Annotated in this window: 20 protein-coding genes; 6 read left to right on the top strand and 14 right to left on the bottom strand. The window is 69.0% G+C overall.

Translation table 11 applies throughout. From position 1 onward, the window contains the following. Positions 1 to 87 precede the first annotated feature (87 nt). Positions 88 to 348: a 30S ribosomal protein S20 gene (gene rpsT, locus A5790_RS04890; RefSeq protein ID WP_064396786.1), complete on the top strand. Its 261-nt coding sequence runs from the start codon at positions 88 to 90 to the stop codon at positions 346 to 348. Between the two features lie 15 nt (positions 349 to 363). On the opposite strand, the gene holA is transcribed toward rpsT, so the two are convergent. From holA to A5790_RS04875, 3 genes are read right to left on the bottom strand one after another with little or no spacing between them, the layout of a single operon-like run. After that, complete coding sequence (holA, locus tag A5790_RS04885) at positions 364 to 1,305, bottom strand: DNA polymerase III subunit delta (RefSeq protein ID WP_197696717.1); 942 nt, start codon at positions 1,303 to 1,305, stop codon at positions 364 to 366. 14 nt (positions 1,306 to 1,319) lie between these two features. Next, positions 1,320 to 2,864: a ComEC/Rec2 family competence protein gene (locus tag A5790_RS04880; protein WP_066841807.1), complete on the bottom strand. Its 1,545-nt coding sequence runs from the start codon at positions 2,862 to 2,864 to the stop codon at positions 1,320 to 1,322. Positions 2,865 to 2,869: 5 nt separating this feature from the next. Next, a complete protein-coding gene (locus A5790_RS04875; RefSeq protein ID WP_066841662.1) occupies positions 2,870 to 3,691 on the bottom strand; it encodes a ComEA family DNA-binding protein in 822 nt (273 codons plus the stop codon). A 112-nt stretch (positions 3,692 to 3,803) separates the two neighbouring features. Between A5790_RS04875 and A5790_RS04870 the strand changes: the two genes are divergently transcribed. The 3 genes from A5790_RS04870 to A5790_RS04860 are packed head-to-tail and all read left to right on the top strand — an operon-like array spanning position 3,804 to position 6,482. Further along, entirely contained in the window at positions 3,804 to 4,562 is a 759-nt protein-coding gene (locus tag A5790_RS04870) for a hypothetical protein (protein ID WP_231987602.1), read from the top strand. Positions 4,563 to 4,599: 37 nt separating this feature from the next. Then, the gene (locus tag A5790_RS04865) at positions 4,600 to 5,406 is read left to right on the top strand and encodes an SDR family NAD(P)-dependent oxidoreductase (protein WP_197696710.1); all 807 of its coding nucleotides are present in this window, start codon (positions 4,600 to 4,602) and stop codon (positions 5,404 to 5,406) included. A 23-nt stretch (positions 5,407 to 5,429) separates the two neighbouring features. Continuing rightward, positions 5,430 to 6,482 carry a dihydrodipicolinate reductase gene (locus A5790_RS04860; RefSeq protein ID WP_066841661.1) on the top strand — a complete coding sequence of 351 codons (1,053 nt, stop codon included), beginning with the start codon at positions 5,430 to 5,432 and terminating at the stop codon, positions 6,480 to 6,482. Positions 6,483 to 6,501: 19 nt separating this feature from the next. On the opposite strand, the gene A5790_RS04855 is transcribed toward A5790_RS04860, so the two are convergent. The 11 genes from A5790_RS04855 to A5790_RS04805 all read right to left on the bottom strand — a co-directional run bounded on the left by A5790_RS04855 (position 6,502) and on the right by A5790_RS04805 (position 14,967). Then, a complete protein-coding gene (locus A5790_RS04855) occupies positions 6,502 to 7,110 on the bottom strand; it encodes a maleylpyruvate isomerase family mycothiol-dependent enzyme (protein WP_066841804.1) in 609 nt (202 codons plus the stop codon). Between the two features lie 8 nt (positions 7,111 to 7,118). Beyond that, on the bottom strand, positions 7,119 to 7,604 hold the full coding sequence (locus tag A5790_RS04850; RefSeq protein WP_066841660.1) for an SRPBCC family protein: 486 nt from the start codon (positions 7,602 to 7,604) through the stop codon (positions 7,119 to 7,121). Further along, positions 7,601 to 7,885, bottom strand: a complete 285-nt coding sequence (locus tag A5790_RS04845) for an ArsR/SmtB family transcription factor (protein ID WP_369829765.1) — start codon at positions 7,883 to 7,885, stop codon at positions 7,601 to 7,603. Before A5790_RS04845 ends, A5790_RS04850 begins: the two co-directional genes overlap by 4 nt. A 140-nt stretch (positions 7,886 to 8,025) precedes the next feature. Beyond that, positions 8,026 to 8,862, bottom strand: coding sequence for a DegV family protein (locus tag A5790_RS04840; RefSeq protein ID WP_066841658.1), 837 nt, complete (start codon positions 8,860 to 8,862; stop codon positions 8,026 to 8,028). Next, positions 8,853 to 9,575: a diglucosylglycerate octanoyltransferase gene (gene octT / locus A5790_RS04835; protein ID WP_066841657.1), complete on the bottom strand. Its 723-nt coding sequence runs from the start codon at positions 9,573 to 9,575 to the stop codon at positions 8,853 to 8,855. The genes A5790_RS04840 and octT overlap by 10 nt, the downstream gene beginning before the upstream one ends. After that, positions 9,565 to 10,224, bottom strand: coding sequence for a glucosyl-3-phosphoglycerate phosphatase (gpgP, locus tag A5790_RS04830; protein ID WP_066841803.1), 660 nt, complete (start codon positions 10,222 to 10,224; stop codon positions 9,565 to 9,567). Before gpgP ends, octT begins: the two co-directional genes overlap by 11 nt. A gap of 20 nt (positions 10,225 to 10,244) precedes the next feature. Next, complete coding sequence (rsfS, locus tag A5790_RS04825; RefSeq protein ID WP_066841656.1) at positions 10,245 to 10,646, bottom strand: ribosome silencing factor; 402 nt, start codon at positions 10,644 to 10,646, stop codon at positions 10,245 to 10,247. Next, positions 10,643 to 11,314: a nicotinate-nucleotide adenylyltransferase gene (gene nadD, locus A5790_RS04820; RefSeq protein ID WP_082961581.1), complete on the bottom strand. Its 672-nt coding sequence runs from the start codon at positions 11,312 to 11,314 to the stop codon at positions 10,643 to 10,645. The genes rsfS and nadD overlap by 4 nt, the downstream gene beginning before the upstream one ends. A gap of 55 nt (positions 11,315 to 11,369) precedes the next feature. Beyond that, a complete protein-coding gene (locus tag A5790_RS04815) occupies positions 11,370 to 12,818 on the bottom strand; it encodes a VWA domain-containing protein (RefSeq protein ID WP_066841654.1) in 1,449 nt (482 codons plus the stop codon). A gap of 1 nt (position 12,819) precedes the next feature. Next, entirely contained in the window at positions 12,820 to 13,695 is an 876-nt protein-coding gene (locus A5790_RS04810) for a MoxR family ATPase (RefSeq protein WP_066841653.1), read from the bottom strand. Positions 13,696 to 13,710: 15 nt separating this feature from the next. Beyond that, positions 13,711 to 14,967: a glutamate-5-semialdehyde dehydrogenase gene (locus tag A5790_RS04805; RefSeq protein ID WP_064396812.1), complete on the bottom strand. Its 1,257-nt coding sequence runs from the start codon at positions 14,965 to 14,967 to the stop codon at positions 13,711 to 13,713. A gap of 74 nt (positions 14,968 to 15,041) precedes the next feature. On the opposite strand from A5790_RS04805, the gene A5790_RS04800 reads away from it, so the two are divergent. Together A5790_RS04800 and A5790_RS04795 are read left to right on the top strand one after the other, a co-directional pair. Continuing rightward, entirely contained in the window at positions 15,042 to 15,932 is an 891-nt protein-coding gene (locus A5790_RS04800; protein ID WP_066841652.1) for a ribokinase, read from the top strand. Then, the gene (locus tag A5790_RS04795) at positions 15,929 to 16,765 is read left to right on the top strand and encodes an enoyl-CoA hydratase/isomerase family protein (protein ID WP_066841651.1); all 837 of its coding nucleotides are present in this window, start codon (positions 15,929 to 15,931) and stop codon (positions 16,763 to 16,765) included. Before A5790_RS04800 ends, A5790_RS04795 begins: the two co-directional genes overlap by 4 nt. The last annotated feature ends 47 nt before the right edge of the window (positions 16,766 to 16,812 follow it).

Genomic DNA, 16,812 nt, shown 5'->3' with positions numbered 1-16,812 from the left:
GCTGGTAACCTGAACCCTCGCTGCCCGCGTGCCGGGCGCCTATCAGACTTTGAGAAACCCCTACAGGATTTACGAAGGACTACACGCGTGGCCAACATCAAGTCGCAGGAGAAGCGCAACCGGACCAACGAGCGCCGCAGGTTGCGCAACAAGTCGGTCAAGTCGTCGCTTCACACGGCGGTGCGCGGCTTCCGGGCGGCCGTCGAGGCCGGTGATAAGGACAAGGCCCAGGAGCTGCTGGCGTCGACCAGCCGTCAGCTGGACAAGGCCGCCAGCAAGGGCGTCATCCACAAGAACCAGGCCGCCAACCGCAAGTCGGGGCTGGCTTCCGCATTCAACAAGCTCTGAGTCGTTCGAGTTCGCTCAGTCTTCTATGAGCTCGGCGACGCGCCGCACCGTCGCCTCCAAGGCGTAGTCCGCGTCCGCTGCGGCCCCTTTGACATCCGCATTGAGGGCGGCCACCAACCGCATCGCCTCGGCGACGGTGGTGTGCGACCACCGTCGCGCCTGCTTCTGCGCCTTCTGCACCCGCCACGGCGGCATGCCCAGCTCTGACGCCAGCCGGTAGGGGTCGCCCGACAGCGGCCGCACCCGCGCAATGGTGTGCACCGCTTCGGCGAGGGCGTCGGCCAGCACGACGTGTGGTTCGCCGCGCATCATCGCCCACCGCAGCGCCTCGGCCGCCCCGGCCACATCGCCGACGACCGCCTTGTCGGCGACGTCGAACCCCTTCACCTCGGCCTTGCCCGAGTGGTAGCGGCGCACCGCCTCCGCGTCGACCGCCCCGCCGGTGTCGGTGACCAACTGTGAACAGGCAGCCGCCAGCTCGCGGATGTCGGAGCCGATCGCGTCCAGCACCGCGGTGACGGTGTCCTCGCCGACCTTCACCTTCAACGCGCGGAACTCGCGGCGGACGAAGTCGGCACGGTCGGCGGCCTTGGTGATACGCGCGCACGGATGCACCCGCGCGCCGAGCTTCTTGAGCTGATCGGCCAGTGCCTTGGCGCGCCCACCCCCCGAATGCACGACGACGAGCATGGTGCCTGGCGGCAGGTCCGCCGCAGACTCGGCGATGAGCGCGGCCGCATCCTTGCCCGCCTCGGCCGCCGACTCCAACACCACCACCCGCTCCTCGGCGAACAGCGACGGGCTCAACAATTCGGCCAGTTCGCTGGTGCTGACCTCACCGGCGCGCAGGCGATCGACCGGAATGTCATGGACGCCCGCCTGTTTGCGCACATCCCGAAGAACCGCCGCCACCGCGCGTTCGACCAGCAACTCCTCGTCCCCGAGCACCAGATGCAACTGCGACGCTTCGCTCACCCCACGATCGTGTCACGGCCGGCCGACAGCCCCGACACCGTCCACGCCAGCAGGCACACCGCGGCTGCGCCCGCCGCGATCCGCACGAAGCGGAAGCGCCACGCGAGGACGACCGCGACTCCAAGGCCCGCGGTCAACATCACGCCCGGCAGTCCGGACGGCACCGAAACCGTCGACCCCGGCACACCCGCCGCCCAGCGAGCCACGTGCAGCAGCCACCACACCTCCGGGCCGGTGAACCGGATCAACAGGTCGGCGCCTGCGGGCCAGATTCCACCCAGCGCGGCCGCGGCGGTGCCGAGCACGGTGATCGGCGGAATCACCGGGGCCACCGCGACATTGGCGGCCACCGATACGACGCTGAACGTCCCGGCCATCCCGGCCACGAGCGGTGCGGTGACCAGTTGCGCGGCGGCGGCCACGCTGAGCGCGTCGGCGGCGGGCTTGGGCCAGCCCCGGTCGACGAGGCGCCGCGACCACACCGGCGCGAGTACGACCAGGGCCGCCGTCGCCGACACCGACAGCGCGAACCCGACATCGACGGCCAACTCTGGCGATCCGATCATCAACGCCAGCACGCTGGCCGACAACGCGGGAATGGCCTGGCGGCGCCGGTGCGACAACACCGCCAACAACGTGATCGCCCCCATCACCGCGGCGCGCAGCACACTCGCCGTCGGCTGCACCACCACCACGAACGCCAGCAGTGCGACCGCCGCCAGGCCGACGGCCGCCCGTGGCCCGACGAAACCCGCGGTCAACAGCACTGCGCCGCACACGATCGTTACGTTCGCCCCGGACACCGCGGTGAGATGGGTCAAACCCGCCGCACGGAAGTCGGCCGTCGTCTGACGCGGCACACTCGACGTGTCGCCGAGCACGAGCGCGGGCAGCATCGCCGCCTGATCGGCGGGCAGCGACCGCCGCGCGGCCTCGGCGAATCCGGCGCGGACCTCAGCGGCCGCACGTTGGACGGCGGACGCCTCGCCGTAGGTGGGATCGCCGATCGCCGACAGCACCGCCACGCTGAGTTCGCGTCGCGTGGGCGGCCCGATGCGAGCCCGAAACGCCACCGGTGTGCCTGCGGTCAGCTCGGCGATGCGACTGGTCGACGCGAAAACCACGACGCGGCCCGACATCTCGTGTCCGTCCAGCACCACGAGGGCGCCACGGAACATCGTCCGGTTGCCGCCGAGCGCACGGGGGCTTTCCGTCGGGGTGACCACGACGGCGGCGGCCGTGCCGTAGCGCTGGGTGACCGGATGCTCGCGCACCTCGTCGACCCGCAAACCGATCGCGATCGCGAAGCCCGCCGCTACCAGCCCGACCGCCAGCACGCTCGCGCCGACACCCTTGCCGTCGGTCGCCGCTCGCCGTCCACTACCCCACCACCCCAGCGCCGCGGTGGCCGCCACCGCGCCGACGGCGGCGACCGCTGATCCCCCGACGGGCCACAGGATTCCGGCGCCGGTCACCGCCCAACCGGTCAGCGCCGCCGGGACCAGGCGCAGATCCAGTGGGGCAGCGTCGGCGTCCGCCACCGGAGTCACACATGCACGAGGTCGCGCAGCTTCTCCAGCCGCGCCGGTCCGATGCCGTCGACGTCGCCGAGCTGCTCGACGCTGGTGAACCGGCCGTTGGCGTCGCGCCAGGCCACGATCGCCGCGGCCGTCACCGGCCCGATGCCGGGCAGCGTGTCGAGCTGCTCGACCGTCGCGGTGTTCAGGTCAACCGTGCCGCCCGCCGGTGCGCCGCTGTCCCCCGTCGACGGCGTGTTCGTCGACGCCGGCGCCGCGACGCCCGTGCTGACCGAGCTCCCCATGGCGGCCGGTTCACCCGCCGCAGGCGCGATGCCCACGACGATCTGCTCACCGTCGGCGATCCGTCTGGCCATGTTGAGCCCCACCAGGTCGGCGCCGTCCAGCGGCCCACCCGCCGCGGTGAGCGCGTCGGCGATCCGAGCGCCTTGAGCCAGCGTGACCAGTCCCGGCTTGTGGACCAGGCCCACGACGCTGACGACGACGGGGGCTCCTGGTTCGGGCGGCGTGCCACCGGGTGTCGGGCTGGCCGACGAAACCATCTGCACCGGCGGCAGTTTGGCCGCCGCTACCGCTGGGGTGTCGTCACGCAGCAGCACGAACACCGTCACCAGCACGGCAATGAGACCGACGCCACCGAGCGCCACGACCCCGGCGCGACCGGGATCTGCGCGGACCGCCGCGAGCCAACCGGCCGCGCCGCTGCCTGCGGATTCCGGCAACCAGCGCGTCAACGACGTGTCCGGTGGCCGACCCTCATCGTCCGGTTCGGGCTCCACTTCCCCACCCAGCCTGCGCTGCACGCGCTCGGCAGGCAATTCAGTCCGCATGCCAGTGAAGTTAGGCGCGGGAACCGACCGCGGGGCTCGCCGGCGGCGGCCGGCGACTCGCCCTGTGGATGAAATGAGCGTTGGGGATAGGGCCGATGTTTACAGTGTTGCTGTGGATCGTCGAGTGCCGATGGTCGCGGCCGTCGCGTTCGCGGTGCTGTACGCCGTTGCGCTGCTGATGGTTCCGGCGTTGCCCGGCATCGACCACCCGGGCCTCGACATCGTCACCCATCTCAACGAACACTCCGGCGCGATGCGGACCCAGGCACTGTTGCTGGCGTTCGGTGCGCTGGCTCTGGTGGTGGTGCTCGGCCATGCCCGCGACCGACTCGCGGGACCGTACGCGTTCGTGTTCACCATCGGGTCGGCCGTCGTCCTCGTCCAGATCAGCATCGCGACTTGGTTCACCGCAGGGTTATCGCTGCACCCCGGCGATCTCGGCTCCGGAACCGCGCGGGCGCTCGCCGACGTGGTCACGATGTTCGGACCCCTGCTGACCGTGGCGAACATCATGGTCGCCGCACCGATCCTATTGGCGGCCAACGAGGGACGCTTCCCCCGCTGGCTCGGCATCGTCGCCGCGGTCTTCGCCGTCGAGCAGCTGATCGAGACCATCACGATCATCGGGCCGCCGGGAAGCTTCATCTCCCCGGGTGGGCCGATGAACACGTACCTCGGCGGGCCGTTGTTCATCCTGTTCTTCCTCGCGCTAGGGGTGGCGCTGTCGTTGCCCGACGGATCCGAAACGCCGGCGTTGCCTGCCGGCCCCGGTACCGCCGGCGGCGAGCCTGCCGACGACTCCCGCCCGGCGGACGCATCCGCCTCCGAAGCGTCCGCCTCCGAAGACCCCGCCGAGCGAGACCCGGAATAGCCCAGCCGCGCCGCGCGAACGCACTAGCATTCCCCCGGTGGCGACGTTGCAGCGGTTCACCGACCGTCGGGTGCTGATCACCGGAGGCGGATCCGGTATCGGTCAGGCGACGGTCCTGCGGATCCTCGACGAGGGTGGCACCGTGGTCGCCGCCGACGTCAGCGAGGCCGGGCTGGCCGACACCGAGGCCAAGGCCGGTGAGACGACCGCAGGACTGACCACCGTGGTGATGGACGTCGGCAGCGAGGATTCGGTGCAAGCCGGGGTCGCACGCGCCGTCGCCACAATGGGCGGTCTCGATGCGCTCGTCAACGCCGCGGGCATCCTCCGGTCGTCGCACTTTGCCGACACCACGCTTGCCGACTTCGAACAGGTTTTACGCATCAACCTCATCGGGACGTTTCTGGTCACCCGCGAAGCCCTGCCCGCGCTGCGCATCGGCACTGCCCCGGCGGTGGTCAACTTCAGCTCGACGTCGGCGAGCTTCGCGCATCCCTACATGTCGGCCTACGCGGCGTCCAAGGGCGGCATCCAGGCGATGACGCACACGTTGGCACTGGAGTTCAGCAAGCAGGGCATCAGGTTCAACTGCGTCCAACCCGGGTCGATCTCATCGGGAATGACCGACGGCACAGGGCAATCCGGCCAAAGCGTCGGACCCGGCCTGCCGGAGGACGCCGACTACACACTGTTCGGCAAGATCATGCCGACACTGCCCGTCGACGGTGACGGGATGTTCGCCAAACCCGACGCCGTCGCGGCCGTCGTCGCCATGCTCGCTGCGCCGGAGGCCTACTTCGTCACCGGTACCGAGGTCCGCGTCGACGGCGGCACCCATATGTGAATCGCCGACACCAAGGAGTTTTCGTGACGACACCCGACCGGCCGCTGCGGGTCATTCAGTGGACGACCGGCAACATCGGCCGCCGGTCGCTGCACGCGATCATCGGGCGCGACGATATGGAGCTCGTCGGTGTCTACGCCCACGGCGCCGACAAGGTCGGCGTCGACGCGGCGGAACTGGCCGGCTGGCCCGAACCCACCGGAGTGACGGCCACCAACGACATCGATGCGCTTCTGGCCCAACGACCCGACGCCTGCTGCTACAACCCGTTGTGGCCCGACATCGACGAGTTGGCTCGGCTTCTCGAGGCAGGTGTCAACGTCTGCTCGAGCGCGGCGTGGATCACCGGCGGCAAGCAGTCCCCCGAGGACCTCGATAGGATCCGAAAGGCCTGCGAGAAGGGCAATTCGACGATCTTCGGCAGCGGTGCGCATCCCGGTATGAGCAACATGGTGGGGATGGTGCTCTCGGGCGCCTGCGAACGCGTCGACGAGATCCGTATCACCGAGTCGGTGGATTGTTCGACCTATGAGTCGGCGGGAACGCAGACCGCGATGGGCTTTTCGCAGGATCCGGACACCCCCGGCCTGGCCGAACGTGTGCGGCGCGAAAGCGAGGTGTTCGCCGAGTCGGCGGCGATGATGGCCGACGCGATCGGCGCCACGCTCGACCGGATGACCTTCGACGTCACGTTCACCGCGGCCACCGGCGATTCCGATCTCGGGTTCATGCGGATTCCCGAGGGCACGGTCGCCGGGGTCCACGGTTACCACCGCGGTTGGGTGGGTGAAAAGAACGTCGTCAGCGTCGGGTTCAACTGGATCATGGGCGAACACGTCACCCCGCCGAAGCCGCTCGAACACGGCCATGTGATCCAGGTGTTCGGGCTGCCCAACATGCGCACGGTGCTACATTGCCTGCCGCCGAGGGACTGGACGGAACCCGGCTTCATGGGCCTGGGCATGATCTACACCGCGCTGCCGGTGACCAACGCCGTACCCGCAGTGGTGGCGGCGCCTGCGGGCATCGTGACGCTCAAAGACCTTCCGCCGATCACCGGGCGCGCGGCGGTGTGAACCCAACGGCGCCACATCCTCAGAGCCGCTGCGCCAGTCTCGCTTTCCCGGGCCCGTCGAGATCGCTGAGCGCAGCGCCTCGCCCAGCCATCGCCATCAGCAGCGCCTCGCCGCTACCCCGCACCTCCGGGCCGCTGCCATGAGTCCAGTCGAGATCCGTCGCGACGAGTCGTAGCCCGCGCGCCCGCCACGCTCCCCTCAAGAAGGGCGCGTACTTGGCGAATTCCAATGCAACGACCAGTCTTTCGGGTTTGATCAAGCGCGGCATGTCGAGCGGTCGGCGGATGTCTTGTTGATGGACCATCCCGTCGGTGAGCGCGATCCGTCCGTCGAATCCGGCCGTGCTGCCGCGCGGCCGGGCGTACTTGCGCATGAGCGCGGTGAGTTCCGACGGTGACTTGTCCGCGTTCAACGCGACCCCGATCGCGTTCGGATTCCTGTGGCGCAGCATGCCCAATGCCATGCGGGCCACTGCGCGGGGCCGGCTCAGTTCCTCGTAACTGATGACGTGGGCGACCACATCGCGAACCCGCCAGTCCGTGCACAAACTCGGCTGATCCCATTGCTCTGGGGTCAACTGGTCGAGCAGCGCGGCGAAATCCTCGCGCTCCTCGCGTGCCATCTGCATCGGCGCTGTCACTGCGCCTCCAACTCCAGCAGCTCACCGAACCGGCGCAGGTACAACGGCCAACCCGCATCTCCGCCGACACCGGAAGCCACGGAATCCCAACCGTCGCCGTGTCGTTCGATGTGGCGATGCTCGAGGGTGACGCGCGTGCGGCCGTCCGCCTCGGCGGTGAACAGCACCTCCACCTCGCTGCACCGCGCCGGATCCGATTCGACCTGCCACGTCGTGCCGATGTCCCACGAGAAGACGAGGCGGCGCGGAGGGTCGAAGACGAGAACCCGCGCCCACACGCACACGCTGTCGTCGACACCGCGGTCGTAGATGCGACCGCCGGCGCGGGGTTCCAGCACCGTCTCCGCGATCGGCACGCCGAGCAGGTTGTGCTCGCGGGGCTTGAAGTCGCCGAATCTCGCGGTGAACACCTGAAACGCCCGCTCGAGAGGAGCTTTGACCGTGATGTCGTGGCGGATGACCGCGGACTGGGCTGAGGTCATGGTGGATCTCCTTCGCTCTCGACTATCTCTTTGAAACCGGCCAGCGCCTGCATCCAGAACCGATCGAGTTCGGCCCGCATCGCGGCCAAGCCTCCCGGGTCCAGTTGATAGACGCGGCGGGTGCCGTCGGCGCGGTCGCACACCAAGCCCGCGAGCTTGAGCACCTTGAGGTGCTGAGACACCGCCGGCCTGCTGACCGGAAGTTCGCGCGCCAGCTCACCCACCGCCATCGGCCGGTGTGCGAGGCGTTCGACGATCGACCGCCGGGTGCGGTCGGCCATCGCCACCCAGGCGTCGCCCTCTTGGTAAGTCAGCACGAACCGTAAGTTATCACTTACCAATCTCTGCCACAAGGCCCCATTGAGCGCACTGTTGTGTATGTGAACCGCGGGTGAGAGCCGGAAAAGTGTTTCGGCGGACGTTATACGGCCAGTTGGACGACGACGCCGATCGCACCGGCGCCGAGATGAATCGCCAGCACCGGCCCCATATCGGTGACGGTGAGCGATTCGAGTTGAGGAAGCCGATCGGTCAGTGCGGCGCCGACCTGGTCGGCGCCGTCGTGGTTGTCGACATGGTGCACGGCGATCGACGCCTGACGCTCACCGACGAGGTCGGCGATGCGGTCCACCATCGCGGCGTGCGCCTTGGTGCTCGTCCGGATCCGCTGATCGAGTACGAGCCGGCCGTCGACATCGAGGCGCAGCAGCGGTTTGAGCGACAGCGCGGTCCCCAACCACGACGCCGCGGTCCCGATCCGTCCGCTTCGCCGCAGGTTGTCCAGCCGATGCACCACGATGAACGCATGGGTGCGCTGAGCCGCCGAACGAGCAACGGCCTCAACCGAATCCAAGTCCGAGCCGGACGCGGCGGCCTTGGCCGCCGCCACGGCCGTGAAGCCCACCCCCATCGCCGCCGACCGCGAGTTCACCACCCGCACCGACGATCCGAACTCGCGGGCCGCCTGAACCGCCGAACTGTAACTGCTCGACAGCGCCGACGACAGGTGGACCGCGACCACGCCGTCGCCGCCACTGTCCCGCAGCGCTTGCCGGTAGGTGTCCGCGAGGTCGGCGGGCGCCGCTCCGGCGGTGCTGGCGCGCGGTACGTCGTGAATGTCGTAGGGCACCTCGTCGATCCCGTCCCGCAGATCGATCACATCGACCAGCACATGCAACGGCACCTGCCGGATGTCCCACTGTTTCAACTCGTCGGGCGCCAACCGCGACGACGAGTCGGTCACCACGATCACCGACATGGCACGCCGGCTTCGGCGAGCGCCTTGAGCATCGAGTCCGCGACGGCCTGATGGGCTTCGAAGTTCCAGTGGATCCCGTCGGGGTTGCCCTGTCCGCTCATGACGTACTCACCGACCGCCGCCTTGAGGTCGACGAGCGGAACGTCGTGCTGCCCAGCCCATTCGGTGAGCGCCTTGACCGTGCTCGCGCGGCCGTGGTGCGCCCTGCCGTACGTGTCGGCGATGTGCACCGAGGGCAGGCACGCGACGACGGGAATCCCGGGGCGGTTGAAGTCGATCGCACCACGCGTCATCTCGAGGTACTCGACGGACAGGTGCGGGGGCAGCGCCGCTCGCGCCACCGGCGACAGGCGCGGCTGCACCCAGCAGTACCCGTCACGCACCCAGCGCCGCAGCAACGGCGGGCGCACGTAGCGGATGAGTTCGCGCAGCGCGGTCGGCAGCGGCGACGGCAGCGAATCCATCCCGCCCGTGGCGAACACGACCGCACCGGCCCGCGGCAACGCCGCCCAGGCCCGCGGATCCTGTGTGGCCGCCCACCACACGTCGCGACACGTCCAACCGATCCGCCCGATCAGCTCGACGTCCCAACCCAGTTGTGCGGCAACAATGTTGGGCCAGATACGCAGATCGTCGGAAGGCAGCCCGCCGGTCGGCCCGTAGTAGGACAAGGAATCGCAGAAGACCAGCAGGGTCTGACGCTCAGAGGACATCGCCGGCAACCTGCGCTGAGGCGTTCCACACGTCGAGCCGCCAGCGGACATCGTCGGCTGCCGCGTCGACGGCGCTGTGGCCGGACAGCTGCACCCAGCTGGCGTTGCCCATCCCGCCCAGGATCGGCCAGTTGTCCACCGGCAGGTCGAGCAGCGAGGCGGTCAGCGCGGCGATCAATCCGCCGTGGGCGACCAGCACCACCGGCCGGTCCGGTCCGTCGCCGGACTGGTCCAGCCCCCACTCGGCGTGTTCGTCGACGAGCTCGTCGACCAGCGGCCTGCTGCGCGCGGCGACGTCGACGCGGCTCTCACCGCCCGGCGGCGCCCACCGCGAGTCGTCGCGCCATGCCAGCCTGGCTCCCGGCGCGACGGCGTCGACCTCCAGGTGCGTCATCCCCTGCCACTGGCCGAGGTGGGTCTCCCGCAGGCGGGTGTCGACGCTCACCGGCATTCCGGCGTGTTCGCCCAGCGCGACCGCGGTGTCGAGGGCGCGGCGCAGATCCGACGACACGATCGCCAGCGGTCGGCGTTTGGCCAACACCTCGGCGGCGGCGACGGCTTGATGACGTCCCAGATCGCTCAGGTCGGTGTCCAGCTGGCCCTGCATTCGGCTGCCCGCGTTGTACTCGGTCTGCCCGTGCCGGAGCATGACCAGGCGCCGGATCCTCCTCACGGCCCGCCGTCCTCGTCCGCGGCTGCCTGCACCGACGGCTCACCGATATCGACGGGGATGGTCGGGCAGTCTTTCCACAAGCGGTCCAGCGCATAGAAGTTGCGCTCGTCCTGATGCTGGATGTGCACCACGATGTCGACGTAGTCCAGTAGCGTCCAGCGGCCTTCGCGGGCGCCTTCGCGGCGGGCCGGTTTGTAGCCGGCCAGGCGCATCTTCTCCTCGACCTCGTCGACGATCGCATTGACCTGACGCTCGTTGGAGGCCGACGCGATGACGAAGCAGTCGGTGATGACGAGTTGACCGGACACGTCGATCACGACCACGTCGTCGGCCACTTTGGACGCGGCCGCCTTCGCGGCCACGGTCGCCATGCGAACGGCTTCGTCGGAGGCGCTCATTGATGCTTTCCTTGGGTTGTCAGCGGTTGCGCATAGAGTTTGCGCTTCGCCACGTACTGCACGACGCCGTCCGGCACCAGGTACCAGATCGGCCGGTTCTCCTGGGCGCGATTCCGGCAGTCGGTCGAGGAGATGGCCAGCGCGGGCACCTCGACCAGCCGCAGCGCATCGTCGGGCAACTCCTTGACCGCCGCGGCGATGTGCTTGCCGTCTAGCTCGTAGCCGGGCCTGCTGACGCCCACGAAGTTCGCGATCGCGAACATGTCCTCCCAGTTCTGCCACGTCAGGATCGACGCGAGTGCGTCGGCCCCGGTGATGAAGTACAGATCGGCGTCGGGGTTGAGCGCATGCAGATCGCGCAGCGTGTCTTTGGTGTAGGTGGGCCCGCCCCGGTCGATGTCGACGCGGCTCACGCTGAACCGCGGATTAGCGGCGGTGGCGATCACCGTCATCAGGTAGCGGTCCTCGGCGGCGGTGACATCGCGGTCCTTCTGCCAGGGCTGTCCAGTCGGGACGAACACGACCTCGTCGAGCCCGAACCGGTCGGCCACCTCGGAAGCGGCCACCAGGTGGCCGTTGTGGATGGGATCGAACGTCCCACCCATCACGCCGAGCCTGCGTCGCGGAGCCACGAATAGCCAGCTTACGGGGCTGCCGCGAAATGGCATTCCAGCAGGGCTCTACTCGCACTTTCTCTGCTGGAACGCAAATTCGCGGAACAAGTCAGACCGGTAGCAACTGGTCGATCACCGTGGCCAGCTGCTTGGCCGAGCGGCATTCGTGCATGGTGATGACGTCTTGGTAGCGCGGCACCGCCGAGTCGCCGCTGCCCCACAGGTGTCGTGGCTCGGGATTCAGCCAGTGCGCGTGCCTACTCGAGTTGACCATGTGGGCGAGCAGCTCGATCTCGGGGTTGCGGTAGTTGTTGCGGCCGTCGCCCAGGATCAGCAGCGCGCTGCGGGGCGACAGCGCGTTGGGCCAGCGGTCCATGAACGACACGAACGCATGCCCGTAGTCAGAGTGCCCGTCGCGGGTGTACACCCCGGCCTCGCGGGTGATGCGCTGCACCGCGACCGCCAGGTCCGCGTCGGGCCCGAACAGTTCGGTGACCTCGTCGGTGGTGTCGATAAAGGCAAAGACGCGAACCCGACTGAACTGCTGGCGCAGCGCGTGCACCAGCAGCAGCGTGAAGTGGCTGAAGCCGGCGACCGAACCCGACACGTCGCACAGCACAACCAGCTCTGGCCGCGCCGGATGGGGTTTCTTGAGCACGACGTCGATCGGCACCCCGCCCGTGGACATCGATTTGCGCAGCGTCTTGCGCAGGTCGATCTCACCGGCGCGCGACCGTCGTCGCCGCGCGGCCAGGCGGGTCGCCAGCGTGCGGGCCAGCGGTTGGACCACCCGGCGCATCTGGCGCAGCTGATCCCCGGAGGCGCGCAGGAACTCGACGTTCTCGGCGAGCTGAGGCACCCCGTACATCTGCACGTGGTCGCGGCCGAGCTGCTCGGCGGTGCGCCGTTTGGTCTCGCCCTCCACCATCTTGCGCAGCTGGTTGATGCGTTGCGCGGCAAGCGCTTTGGCGATCTGCTCCTGCGTCGGTGTCGGCTCATCGCCGTAGGGCGCCAGCAGGCCGGCCAGCAGCCGGCCCTCGAGGTCGTCCAGATTCATGGCCTTGAGCGCCTGGTACGACGAGTACGACGGGCCCCGACTGGAGTTGTACCGGCCGTAGGCCTCGACGATCTGGGCGATCATCGCGGCCATCCGCTCGTCGAGGTTGGCCAGGTCCTGGTTTTCGGCCAGCATGTCCAGCAGCGCCGCGCGCATCGCCTCGACGTCTTCGGCCGGCAGACCCGGCTCGTCGGCGTCGGTGTCGTCGTCGTCCTCGACCAGGATCGTCCTGGCGCCCAGCGCGGCGGGGAACCACAGGTCGAACATCGCGTCGTAGGTGTCGCGGTGGTCGGGGCGGCGCAGCACCGCGCACGCGATGCCTTCGCGCAACGCGTCGCGATCGCCCAGTCCCAGCACCGAGAGCACCCGTCCGGCGTCTACGGTCTCCGACGGTCCAACCGAGATACCTTGTGCTCGTAGCGCTTCGACGAACCCGACGAGATGACCGGGCAGGCCGTGCGGTGCCAGCGGCTGCGGCGGTCGGGTCCGGCGGACGGCCATGTCAGTTGAGCCTCAGCTCGCCGGACGCCTTGATCTGGTCCGACTGATGTTTGAGCACCACCCCGAGGGTGGCCGCGATCGTCGCATCGTCGATGGTGTCCAGGCCCAGGGCCAAGATCGTGCGGCCCCAGTCGATCGTCTCGGCCACCGACGGAAGCTTCTTGAGCTGCATCCCCCGCAGCACACCGATGACCTTGACCAGTTCGTCGGCGAGGCGCTCGGGCAACTCGGGCACCCGCGACAGCAGGATCCGCCGTTCCAGGTCGGGATCGGGGAAGTCGATGTGCAGGAACAGGCAGCGACGTTTGAGCGCCTCGGACAGCTCCCGCGTGGCGTTGGAGGTGAGCACGACGAACGGCGGCCGCTCGGCGGTGATGGTGCCCAACTCCGGCACGGTCACCGCGAAGTCCGAGAGCACCTCCAGCAGCAGGCCTTCGATCTCGATGTCGGCCTTGTCGGTCTCGTCGATCAGCAGCACCGTCGGCTCGGTGCGCCGGATCGCGGTGAGCAGCGGGCGCGAGAGCAGGAACTCCTCGGAGAACACGTCGTCGCGCGTGGCGTCCCAGTCACCGTGCCCGGCCTGGATCCGCAGGATCTGCTTGGCGTGGTTCCACTCGTAGAGGGCGCGGGCCTCGTCGACGCCCTCGTAGCACTGCAGCCGCACCAGACCCGAACCCGTCGACTGCGCGACGGCGCGGGCCAGCTCGGTCTTGCCGACCCCGGCGGGCCCTTCCACCAACAATGGCTTGCCCAACCGATCGGCCAGGAAAACCGCTGTGGCGGTTGCGGTGTCGGGAAGATAGCCGGTTTCGGCGAGTCGCCTGCCGACATCTTCGATGTCAGCGAAGAGCGGCGCTGGGCGCGCGGGGACGCTCACGGATAAGTCTCCTGTTCAGGCGGGGCGAGTGTGACCGTCGCCCCACACGATCCATTTGGTCGAGGTCAGTTCGGGCAGACCCATGGGTCCGCGGGCGTGCAGCTTCTGGGTGGAGATGCCGATCTCGGCGCCGAACCCGAACTGCTCGCCATCGGTGAACGCCGTCGACGCGTTCACCATCACCGCGGCGGCATCGACGCGTTCGGTGAAGCGTTGCGCGGCAGCCAGATCGGTGGCGACGATGGCTTCGGTGTGTCCGGTGCCGTATTCGTTGATGTGGGCGATCGCGGCATCGACACCGTCGACCACCGCCACCGCGATGTCCATCGACAAGAACTCGGCGCGCAACTCGTCGTCCGACGGATCGTCGTGCACCGTCACACCGGCGTGTCGCAGCGCCTCGGTCAGCCGCGGCAACGCACGGTCGACGATGGCGGCGTCAATCAGAACCGACTCGGCGGCGTTGCAGACGCTGGGTCGACGGGTCTTGGCGTTGAGCAGGATTCGTTCGGCGACGTCGAGGTCGGCCGATTCATGCACGTACACATGGCAATTGCCGACACCGGTTTCGATCGTCGGCACGGTCGCGTCACGGACGACGGCGTCGATGAGACCCGCGCCGCCGCGGGGGATGACGACGTCGACGAGCCCGCGGGCCTGGATCAGATGCGTCACGCTCGCGCGGTCGGCGCTGGGCAGCAACTGCACGGCGTCCACCTCGAGCAGTTCGGTGGCCAGTGCGGCCCGCAGCGCGTTGACCAGTGCGGCGTTGGAGTTGGCCGCCGACGAGCTACCGCGCAGCAGCACCGCGTTGCCGGATTTGAGTGTCAACCCGAACGCGTCGACCGTCACGTTGGGCCGGCCTTCATAGACGATTCCGACGACGCCGAGCGGCACGCGCACCTGGCGCAGCCGCAAGCCGTTGGGCAGCGTGCGGCCCTGCAACACCTCACCGAGCGGATCGGGCAACCGAGACACCTGACGCAACCCGTCGGCGATGCCGTCGATCCGTTTCGGGTTCAGCGCGAGCCGATCGAGCATTGCCTCGGGGGTGCCTGCGGCACGGGCGACGTCGAGGTCGCGCTCGTTGGCCTCGAGGATCTGGCCCGCCGACATCAGCACGTGGTCGGCGGCGGTGTTCAGCGCACGGTTCTTGGTTTCCGAACTCAGGGTGGCCAGCGCGCGCGCCGCCAGGCGAGCCCGGCGGGCGGCGTCGTGCACCTGCTGGCGCAGATCGGCGCCGACAGCGCCGACGGGTGCCTCCACACTCATTTATCCAGGGTATCGAACGAGGTTCGGACGTTCGACACGTGTCAGGCGGGGGCCCTGCATTAGCGTTGGGAGCCATGGCGCCGCGGGACTGCAGCCGGGTATGCGTGGTCGGCAGTGTCAACGCTGATCTGACTTTCACCGTGCGCACCCTGCCCCGCCCGGGCCAGACCGTGCTGGCGTCGGGTCTGTCGATGGCTCCGGGCGGCAAGGGCGGCAACCAAGCGGTCGCCGCGGCCAGGGCAGGCGCGACGGTGCGACTGGTCGCCGCGCTCGGAGACGACGGGTCGGCGGAGATGTTGCGCCACCACCTGGCCGCCAACGGCGTCGCACTCGACGGCGTTGTCACGGTGCCGGGACCGAGCGGGTCGGCCGTGATCACCGTGGACTCGTCGGCGGAGAACACGATCGTGGTCGCTCCGGGTGCCAACGGGGCACTGAGCGTGGACTCCGCCGAGGTCCGCGCCGCCATCTCCGACAGCGACGTCGTGTTGCTGCAGCTGGAGATCCCGATCGCGACCGCGCTCGCCGCCGCGCAGGTGGCGTCCTCCGCAGGCGCGGCCGTCATCGTCAACGCCTCGCCGGCCGGGGCCCCGCCGCACGATCTGCTCGCCTTGTCCGAGCTGGCCGATGTGGTCGTGGTCAACGAAACCGAAGCGGGCGCGTGGCACTGGCCGGTCCCCCACCTCGTGATCACCCGCGGGGCGCGCGGCGCGAGCTACCTCGGCGACGGCGAACGCTTCAGCGTCCCTTCCCCCGCGGTGCGCGCGGTCGACACCACCGGCGCGGGTGACGTGTTCGCCGGTGTGCTCGCCACGCACTGGCTCGACGGCCACGAAGTCGCGCTGCGCCGAGCCTGCGCCGCGGCGGCCCTGTCGACACTCGTACCGGGGGCGGGTGACTGCGCGCCCTATGCCGAAGCCATCGACGACGCTGTGTCCAACAGAGCAACAGAAAGGCAGTTATGACGACCACCCAGCCGAGCACCACCGACGCCCCCCGGCCTCCCGACGGCGACTGGCTCGGCACCCCGTTCCTGAAGTTCACCCGCGAGGGTGCGTTCGGGGTGTGCCGGCTCGACCGGCCGGAGGCGCGCAACGCGATGACCCCCGCGATGTACTTCGGCATCAAGTACGCCGTCAAGCATGTCGAGAGCGACCCTGATCTCGCCGGATTGCTGATCACGGGCACCGGCGACGTCTTCGCACCCGGCGGGGACATGGGTGGGGGCGGTGCCGACAACTGGATGACGTTCGGGCCTGCGCTGGGGATGGACGCGTTGCCGTTCGACACGCTGCGCCAGTCCGCCAAACCCGTGGTCGCCGCGGTGAACGGGTTGTGCCAGGGCGGTGGGCTGCAGATCGCGCTGTGCGCCGACATCGCCGTGGTCAGCGAGCGGGCCACATTCCGGGTGCCCGAGTTGTACCGCGGGATCGCCGACACGTACTACAGCCACATGTTGGCCCGACTGATCGGGCCCGTGCGCACCCGCGACCTGATGTTCACCGGGCGCACGTTGACCGCCGCCGAGGCACACGACTGGGGCATGGTGGCGCGCGTGGTGCCCCACGATGAGCTGGCCGAGGCGGCTCGCGAGGTCCTCGCCCAGTGCTGTCGCACCGCGCCCGCGGCTCGAACCGTCGTCAAGTCCAGCCTGGACAACTACATCGGCCTCTACGACCGCATCGGTATGCAGGCCAGCCTGGGCGCGCCCGAGTCCATCGAGGGCTTCATGGCCTTCAAGGAGCGTCGGTCGCCCAACTGGGTGCACCCGAACCTGCGCATCGACGGCCGCCTCTAGGGCCGCGATTTGGGTGTACTTGGTGTCGCTGACCGCAACCAACTACA

The sequence above is a fragment of the Mycobacterium sp. 852002-51152_SCH6134967 genome, assembly GCF_001667105.1.
GTDB classification, from domain to species: Bacteria; Actinomycetota; Actinomycetes; order Mycobacteriales; family Mycobacteriaceae; genus Mycobacterium; species Mycobacterium neumannii_A.
Note: the sequence above shows the minus strand (reverse complement) of the source record. Positions and strands in the feature narration are given on the sequence as shown.